This is a genomic window from Empedobacter sp. UBA3239, assembly GCF_002362875.1.
GTDB classification, from domain to species: Bacteria; Bacteroidota; Bacteroidia; order Flavobacteriales; family Weeksellaceae; genus Empedobacter; species Empedobacter falsenii_B.
The window spans coordinates 70,996-80,185 of sequence record NZ_DEVJ01000063.1 but is presented as its reverse complement, the minus strand read 5'-3'; the positions used below and the strand labels follow the sequence as shown (position 1 = coordinate 80,185).

Below are 9,190 nucleotides of genomic sequence, written 5' to 3'. Positions count from 1 at the left end.
AACGTTTTTTTATTATTATTCAATTTTACCTTCGTAGAAAACAGGATTTCCTTTTTCGTCGAAACCAATTATGGTTAATTGATAATCTTTTGGTTTATCGTTGTTGAAATATTCTATTTCTGTGTCTTCTCCTGGAGCTGTATACAAATTAGGATTCCAAAATAAAGTACTTCTTATATCGTTTGGAACATCGTTGTAAAGCGACTCGTAATCATCATTGCTAAAATATGGCAGAGATTGATTGTAGCCACCAATCTGAATTAAATTATTTGGTAACATCGGCGTGTTATCAACTGGTGCATCACTTCCTCGTTTCGAGTAAATCGCAATTGCATTTCCAAGTAAACCAGCGCCTTTGAAAATTTTTACCATCGCAATATCTCTAGGATTAATGCTCGTTAAATTATCTGAAGTCATTTTCATTTCGTTCCAATAAATTGCAACTTCAGAATTTCTGATTTTAGGAACTCCATTAGAAACCGTTAATCCTGCAACTCGTCCCGCTAAAAAATCCATAATATTTGTATAACCTTCTATTGGCTGAGATTCGTTTACAAAATCTATCACCGTTTCGTTTATATTATTAAACATTCCGCTACTTAATTCATTGTTCAGCTTCTCAGTTTTCGATTTTTTATCCGCTTTTACAACAACCTCTTTCAGGCGAATACTTTTATCATTGATAATTTTGATGTTCTGTTTATACGTATTTTGCTTCTCGACTTCCTCTTTATTCGTGATTTCTTCTAATAAATAAGGCGTTGCTGGCAATTTAGATTTATAACTTGTGCTTTTATAATTTGGTACAACAGATAAAGTTAAAGTTCCATTATTGGCAGATTTTCCATTTTCCGAATTCAAGAAATAATTCATCGCCATTGGTCCATAATAAAACAAATTATTCATCTCGAAGTTTCCTTCATAATCAGTATCAAGCGTTGCAAATTCTTTTCCATTATTTTGCATTTTATAGATAATACTCAAGGATGCATTGCTCAATTCTCTTCCGTTATTGTACGCTTTTACTTTGTACGAAAGATATCTACGCTCATTGTCAATAGTAGGTTTTACGATATTTCCTACCACTAAATCTTCCCAATTAAATCTTTTCCATTTTTCTGTTATTAAAAGTGCATCAAGATTTTCTGAGAACTCATTATTTTTAAAATATTGTGTCGGATGATTAATTTTCGAGCTAAAATCTCTCGTCAATAACATCGCTGAAATTAAATTATCTTCATCATTATTTTTTTGATCTTTGATAACAGCCGAAAAATTAATTTCTTCAGGATATTTTACCTTAATTGTGTTTAATTCTCGTGGATTAGCCGTTGTTTCGAAAGAAATTTCTGGTTTTTTGTATGTTTCTTTTGGATTGATAAATATCAAACGATTTGCAACTTGAATATCATTTGCATCGAAAATGGCAATGTTCAAAATACCTTTATCATTGTCTAAAACCTCTTTTGGAACATAAGTCGAAACCGATTCCACACTTTTTACAATCTGAGAACTCATCACAAGTTCGTTGTTAATTGTTCCAATAATTTTATAATTCAATAAAGGGTTTTCTTGGTTGATACTTTTCAATTGAATCACAATATCTTTGCTATTTCGAACAACTTTCAACAGAATTCCATCTTTTTTAGCTTCGGGTAAATCAATAATTTGTTGATTTCCTTTTTCGTCATTCAATTGCACTTGATAAGATTTACCTTTTTCTGCTCTCAACGCAAAAGTCGCAACGTTCTCATCTAAATTATCAAATGTTGTAATTTTATTGGCAGGATTATTTTTCTCGAATACAAAACCATTCCATTTTTTTGGTAAATCTCCGTCCGATTTTAATCTTACAGCAAATTTAGTTGTCTGATTTTGAATAAAATTTCCACCTTCAGCAAAAGCTTTCGCATTCCATTTTAAATTTGGATTTGGAACAAGTTTTAACTTAGAATTTGGATTATAAATTTTAATTTGATTGATATGTTGAAATTCTTCTGAGAAGAAAGTCATGTACGTTGTGTAGGCTCTTACAAAGTAAATTCCTTCCTCGTTTTCGTTTTTGGTATTTAGCGTTCCGTCACTTTCACCGTTTACAATCGGAACCAATTTTCGGTCGATTAATTTTTTGTCTTTATCGTATAATTCTACAATAAGATTTGTAGAAATTAAGCTAGGTTTGTAGCCATTTAATGTATAAGCTTTGAACCAAATATTATCTCCAGCAATATAATCTTTCTTATCAAATAATAAATAAACTTTTTCCTGAGCGTAATTTATATCCAGACTTTTTATAGCCGTTTCCAATTTTGATTGCGCAAAAGTTGTAATCGAGCAAAAGTATAATGCAAGTAAATAAATATATTTCATGCGAGAATGATTAATCTAATAGAATGAATTTGAATTCTTAAAATTATCATTATTTAGATGATTTTCATTCATACTTTTTATTAAAGTTTATCATAACTTTTGATTGAATGACGATTTTTCTTCTCGAATAATATTAATTTTTGTTAATGAATTTAATTAAAAGACTTTTAAAAAAAAACCTCGAGAATTTCTCGAGGTTTTGATTTATAAAGAAATGTTGTTGGATTAGATTCCGTCAACAATTGCATTTAATGTTGCAGATGGACGCATAGCAGCAGTCGTTTTAGCAAAATCTGCTTTGTAGTAACCACCAATATCTTGAGGTTTACCTTGCGCACCAATTAACTCTTCGTTAATTTTTGCTTCGTTTTCTTCCATAGCTTTTGCAACAGGAGCAAATTTAGCAGCTAAATCAGCATCTTTTGTTTGATTTGCTAATGCTTCTGCCCAGTACATTGCTAAGTAAAAGTGAGAACCACGGTTATCGATAGTTCCTAATTTACGACCTGGAGATTTGTCAGTCGCTAAAAATTTAGCATTTGCTTCGTCTAAAGCATCAGCTAAAGTTTGAGCTTTTGCATTTCCTTGTGTTTGAGAAACGTGCTCTAAAGAAGCTTGTAAAGCTAAGAATTCACCTAAAGAATCCCAACGTAAGTAACCTTCTTCTATGAATTGTTCGATGTGTTTTGGAGCAGATCCTCCCGCACCAGTTTCGAATAATCCACCTCCGTTCATTAATGGAACGATAGATAACATTTTAGCAGAAGTTCCTAATTCTAAAATCGGGAATAAATCTGTTAAGTAGTCACGTAAAACGTTACCAGAAACAGAAATAGTATCTTTTCCTTCTCTTGCACGGCTTAAAGTTTCTTTCATCGCATCTTTAACATCCATGATACGAATATCTAAACCTGTTGTATCGTGATCAGCTAAGTATTTTTCAACTTTTTTAATGATTTGTTGATCGTGAGCTCTTCCTTTATCTAACCAGAAAATTGCAGGAGTATCAGATAAACGAGATCTGTTAACTGCTAATTTAACCCAGTCTTGAATAGGAGCATCTTTAGTTTGAGACATTCTGAAAATATCAGAAGTTTCAACTTTTTGCTCTAATAAAGTGTTTCCGTTTGCGTCTTCAACTTTGATTGTTCCGTTTGCAGGAGCTTGGAAAGTTTTGTCGTGAGAACCATATTCTTCCGCTTTTTGAGCCATTAATCCAACATTAGGAACAGAGCCCATAGTTGTAGGATCTAAAGCACCGTTTGCTTTCATATCATCTACAACAGCTTCGTAGAAACCAGCGTAAGAACGGTCAGGGATAATCGCTACAGTATCTTCTTCAGCACCATCTTTGTTCCACATTTTACCTCCGTTTCTTACCAATGCAGCCATAGATGCATCAACAATAATATCAGAAGGAACGTGGAAGTTAGTAATTCCTTTATCAGAATTCACCATTGCTACACGTGGTCCGTTTGCTAAATCAGCTTCAATTGCAGCTTTGATTTCTGCTTCTTGTGCATGACCTTTGATTTTTTCGAATAAATCAGCTAAACCGTTGTTTGGATTAATATCTAATGCTTTGAAAGTATCAGCATATTTTACGAAAACATCTTTAAAGAAAGTTTCAACGATAGCTCCAAAAATAACTGGATCAGAAACTTTCATCATTGTTGCTTTTAAGTGAGCAGACAACAATACGTTTTTATCTTTTGCTTCTTGAATCGCTTCTTGAACAAATGATCTTAAAGAGTTTAAGTTCATTACAGAAGAATCAATTACTTCTCCAGCTTTTAAAGGTGCTGCTGATTTTAATTCTTGAACAGAACCATCTTCTCCGTAAAATTTGATTGTATATTCAGTTGCGTTTTCTAACGTAGTTGAATTTTCAGTACCATAGAAATCACCAGATTTCATATAAGCAACTTTTGTTTTGCTGTCTGTAGCCCAAGCTCCCATTTTGTGAGGATTAGCTTTTGCATAGTTTTTAACAGCTTTTGGTGCACGACGGTCAGAGTTTCCTTCACGTAAAACTGGGTTTACGGCAGAACCTAAAACTTTTCCGTATCTAGCTTTGATTGCTTTTTCATCTTCATTTTTTGGTTCAGCTGGATAATTTGGTACAGCAAAACCTTTCGCTTGCAATTCAGCAATTGCTTCGTCTAACTGAGGAACAGAAGCCGAAATATTAGGTAACTTAATGATGTTTGCTTCCGGAGTAGTCGCCAAAGCTCCTAATTCTGCTAAAGCATCAGGAATTCTTTGTTCTTCTTTTAAGAATTCAGGGAAATTAGCTAAAATACGTCCAGCTAAAGAAATATCTGGAACTTCGATTGTAATATCAGCTGTTTTCGTGAATCCTTGTACGATTGGCAAAAATGAGTGAGTTGCCAACATCGGAGCTTCATCCGTAAGTGTGTAATGAATTTTTGACATTATGTTTTAAATTTTTTTGAGACTATTTTAATAATAGTCAATTAAAAATACATTTTTTCAATTTTGAATGCAGAAAATGCAAACTTTGCAAATATACAATATTTAACAGATTAAGTTGACCTTAAATCAATCATTTACACTAATTTTAGTATAATTTTTAACATGATTTTTGATAGGTCGTCAAGTTGATAATTTATTGAAACAAAATTGTTCAAGTTGATAATTTTTTACTGTTTTTTTTTTCAACTTCATGTATAATTTCACTTTTGAAAGAGCTGTCTATTTAATTCTTTTTAAGAAACCAATTTTTATACACTTATTTTCTTTCTTAATTTTGCATAAAAACAATTCTTTTGAAACAAAATCTAGTGACAATCGCATTTTATAATGTCGAAAATTTTTATTCTAAATCTTCAGACGAATCTTTTTTGCCCAGTAATTTTATCAAATGGAAAGATAATCGTTATGACACAAAGGTGAAAAAGATTGCATTCTGCATCTCTAAAATTGGAAAATTAGAAACAAATGAATTACCATGTTTGGTTGGTTTGGCTGAGGTTGAAAATGAAGAGGTTTTGCAAGATTTGATTCAAAATGATTTTTTGAAAGATGGTGATTATAAAACACTTTTATATAAATCATTAGACGAAAGAAAAATAAATGTTGGATTAATTTATCGTCAACAATTTTTTGAAGTTATAGAAAGCGAACCAATTAGATTTATCTTTAAAGATCAGTATGATACAAAATCTTATACACGAGATATTTTATATGTGAAAGGAAATTTAGTTGGCGAAATTATTCATATTTTTATTGTTCATTTGCCTTCTAAAATTGATAAAGAAATCAATCAATTAAAACGTCAACATATTTTTAAAACGATTCGAAAAAGAATTAACGATTTGTTAACCGAAAATTATTCGGCAAAAATTGTTGTGATGGGAGATTTTAATGATGCTCCAACAAATTCTGACTTAATTGATGAATTGGATACTCGTTCTAAACAAGAAGAAATAAACAGAAACGAATTATTCAATCCAATGGTCAGTCTACAATCGTATAAAAGAGGTTCGATGATCTTTAAGAAACAATGGATGTTATTCGATCAACAGATTTTTTCGAAAGGATTTTTTACTTGTCAATCAAATTTAGAATATATAAAAACAGATATTTTTGATGCTGATTTTTTGAAGAATACAGGCGGAAAATCTACAGGTTCGCCATTCAGAACTTTTGTTGGCGGAAAATATTTCGGTGGATATAGCGACCATTTTCCCGTTTATACCATTTTAAAATATTAAATTTGTAGCGGTATAATTTTAAGAATAGGTGAGAATCCACGAAAATGGTCAGGTTGAGATTGACGGAATCGATAAGTTGATTCTGAATGCCTTTATGGACAATGCTAATATACCTGTTTCTCAATTAGCAAAAGAATTAGGTATATCAAATACGGCTGTTCATCAACGTATCAAGAAATTAGAAGCTTCTGGTGTGATTGATTCAACTAAAGTAATTGTAAATCCAGCAATTTTAGGTTATTCAACGATGTCATTTGTTGGTGTTTTTATGGACAAACCTTCTTCTTATAAATTAGTTGTGAAAGCTTTGGAAGAGATTCCAGAAGTAGTGGAAGCTCATTTTACAACGGGAAATTACGGGATTTTCCTTAAAATTTTGAGTCGTGATAATCTACATTTAATGAATGTGTTGAACAAAAAAATTCAGCAAATTGATGGCGTTACACGTACAGAAACTATAATTTCGTTGGAGCAACCAATAGATAGACAAATAAAACTTTAATATACAAAGATGAATATTAATCAATATTTAGACTCGACGTATCTTAAAACACCTGAACAAGCAGGTATTTCGAATTCTGATACATTAGAGATGGTGCATAAGTTAGCACAAGAAGCTATTGATAATGATATCTATGCGGTAATGATTCGTCCTGATTATGTAAGATCAGTTCGTGAATTATTGGATGAGAAAAAATCGAATGTTGTTTTGGGAACTGTAATTGGTTTTCCTGAAGGGACTTACGATTTGAATGAAAAGTTGAGAGAAGCGCAAAAAGCAATTGCTGATGGAGCCGATGAATTAGATTTTGTAGTAAACTACGAAGCGTTCAAAAAAGGTGATAGCGATAAAGTAAAAGAAGAAGTAGAAGCTGCAACATTAGTCGCATTGCGTGAAGGTAAAGTTGTAAAATGGATTATCGAAACTGCTGCTTTAACAGATGAACAGATTGTTGCTATAACACAATTAATTCGTGATACTGTTTTAGAAAAAGCAGGTGAAGAAAAAGCATCAAAAGTTTTTGTAAAATCTTCTACAGGTTTTTATAAAACTGAAAATGGAGAACCAAATGGAGCAAATGAGCATGTTATTAAATTGATGCTTGAAAATTCAGGTTCGCTTCCAGTGAAAGCTTCTGGCGGAGTTCGCACAACAGAAGAAGCTGAAAAAATGATCGCTTTAGGCGTGAAAAGAATTGGAACATCGTCTGCATTGGCGATTTTAAAAGGAGAGCAAGGAGCAAAAGGTTATTAGAAAATTTCTACATTATAATACATTTAAAAGTCTCAATATTTATTGAGACTTTTTTTTATTCATTAAAAATAAGCTTTCTTTTTTAGTTAATTTTTTAAAATACTTAAATAGCATATTGTATTTTATTATTTTTGGAGCACTAAAATTATAACTTGATTTATATCAAGTAATTTGGTTAAAAATGGTCGTAATTTTGCATTGATAACACTGATAAAATAGTATAGACGTATGTTGTGGAATAATCGTAAAGTTTATAATAATTTGGTTTTTGATGTAGGTATAACTGCATTTGAATTGAATGATATCCTACATACAGAAAAATTGAGAAAAGAGTTATCCGTTGATGACTATTTTGGAATAATCTGGTCTGGTTCTAAAAAATTTGTTCATAAAATAAATGGAAAAGAATATTCGATTCCTAAAAACCATTTTCTTTTTATAGCTCCCAATATCTCTCAAGAATTTGTGAAACAAACTACTCGTACTGATGCTTATTATATTGTTTTTAAACAAGAATTTTATTCAAAATCAATCGAAGAGAACTTGAAGTTAGAAAATTCTACACTTTTTTCGCGAGATATTATAAATATTGTTGAGAATACAATTTGTTCTGCTCCAATTTTTGAGGCTAATTATTTGCAATATTTCATTACTGCATTCGAAAATGAATTAGATATGAAGCTTGCTCATAATCTCTTGGAACGTATTATTATCAATGGTCAAATGGAAACATTTGATATGCAAAGCCAATTTATACAAGATGATTTTGATGTAGAACTTGCGACAAAATTCAAAAAACTTTTGCAAGAAAATGTCAAGGAAAATAAACAAGTATCTTTTTACAGTGATAAACTTTTTATTACAAAAAGAAGGTTAGATAAAGCAACTCAAATCGTTTTTGGAAAAACAGCAAAAGAAATGATTGTTGAAGAATTGATGAAAAATGCAAAGATTTTATTAGTCAACTCAAAAATGTCAATAAAAGACATTGCGCTGGAACTCAATTTCCTTCAAGAAACCAATTTTACTGCGTTTTTTAAGAAAAACACGGGGATTTCTCCGACTAAATTCAGACAAAGTACTCCGAATTAAATAGTTAGAAATGTCGTTTTTCATCATCTTTTGGTATGATTTAATCTTTTAAGAACACAAAATAACTTCTACATTTGCATCGCATTTGAGAATAACCAATCTTAAATATACAAACTACCAGATTGTTTAACAAATATTTTTTAATAAATTTTAACAAATTATAAAATCATGAAAAAATTAGCATTTTTTTTAACAGTTTTCTGTACATTAACTTCAGGATTAGCATTTGCACAATCGCATTTGATTGGACCTAAAACAGCAACAGCTACATTAAACGTAAAATTATACCCAATTCAAACTATTCTTATTGGTACTGATAATACAGTTAACTTAGAATATCAAACAAAAGAAGATTATTCTAATGGTGTTACATCAAACATGACAGACCACTTAATAGTTTATAGTACTGGTGGTTTTGCTGTAAAAGTAAAATCTGATAAAGAAAATTTAGAATATATATCTAAAGATAAAATTGCTGTAAGTACAATTAACTTACAAGCAAGTTTAGGAAGTGATAATAAATTAACAGATGCTAAGTTTCCTGCAGTTGAAAAATTAACTAATTCTTATGCTAGTTTAATTTCTAGCTCAGTTGGTGGTACAGCTTTAAAATTCAACGTTGCGTATAAAGGAGAAGGAAACAATGTTTATCTAAATAAATATTACAATGTTGAGAATCCTAATGTTTATACTACTACTGTAACTTATACAATTGAGGCACAATAATATAAAAAAC

The 9,190-nt window shown here is 30.8% G+C and carries 7 protein-coding genes; 5 read left to right on the top strand and 2 right to left on the bottom strand.

Annotated elements, in window-relative coordinates:
- Positions 1-15 precede the first annotated feature (15 nt).
- Together B4G36_RS09605 and B4G36_RS09600 are read right to left on the bottom strand one after the other, a co-directional pair.
- The gene (locus tag B4G36_RS09605) at positions 16-2,370 is read right to left on the bottom strand and encodes a hypothetical protein (protein WP_291063634.1); all 2,355 of its coding nucleotides are present in this window, start codon (positions 2,368-2,370) and stop codon (positions 16-18) included.
- Positions 2,371-2,595: 225 nt separating this feature from the next.
- Positions 2,596-4,806 carry an NADP-dependent isocitrate dehydrogenase gene (locus B4G36_RS09600; RefSeq protein WP_291063632.1) on the bottom strand — a complete coding sequence of 737 codons (2,211 nt, stop codon included), beginning with the start codon at positions 4,804-4,806 and terminating at the stop codon, positions 2,596-2,598.
- Between the two features lie 353 nt (positions 4,807-5,159).
- On the opposite strand from B4G36_RS09600, the gene B4G36_RS09595 reads away from it, so the two are divergent.
- The 5 genes from B4G36_RS09595 (at position 5,160) to B4G36_RS09575 (ending at position 9,180) form a co-directional block, all read left to right on the top strand.
- Positions 5,160-6,107, top strand: coding sequence for an endonuclease (locus tag B4G36_RS09595; RefSeq protein ID WP_291063630.1), 948 nt, complete (start codon positions 5,160-5,162; stop codon positions 6,105-6,107).
- A 28-nt stretch (positions 6,108-6,135) separates the two neighbouring features.
- Positions 6,136-6,609 carry an Lrp/AsnC ligand binding domain-containing protein gene (locus tag B4G36_RS09590; RefSeq protein ID WP_125350002.1) on the top strand — a complete coding sequence of 158 codons (474 nt, stop codon included), beginning with the start codon at positions 6,136-6,138 and terminating at the stop codon, positions 6,607-6,609.
- A 9-nt stretch (positions 6,610-6,618) separates the two neighbouring features.
- Positions 6,619-7,362 (top strand): deoxyribose-phosphate aldolase, encoded by a 744-nt coding sequence (gene deoC / locus B4G36_RS09585; protein ID WP_188319314.1) that lies wholly within the window; start codon positions 6,619-6,621, stop codon positions 7,360-7,362.
- A gap of 228 nt (positions 7,363-7,590) precedes the next feature.
- Positions 7,591-8,454, top strand: coding sequence for a helix-turn-helix domain-containing protein (locus B4G36_RS09580; RefSeq protein ID WP_291063627.1), 864 nt, complete (start codon positions 7,591-7,593; stop codon positions 8,452-8,454).
- Positions 8,455-8,622: 168 nt separating this feature from the next.
- A complete protein-coding gene (locus tag B4G36_RS09575) occupies positions 8,623-9,180 on the top strand; it encodes a hypothetical protein (protein ID WP_291063625.1) in 558 nt (185 codons plus the stop codon).
- Positions 9,181-9,190: the final 10 nt, after the last annotated feature.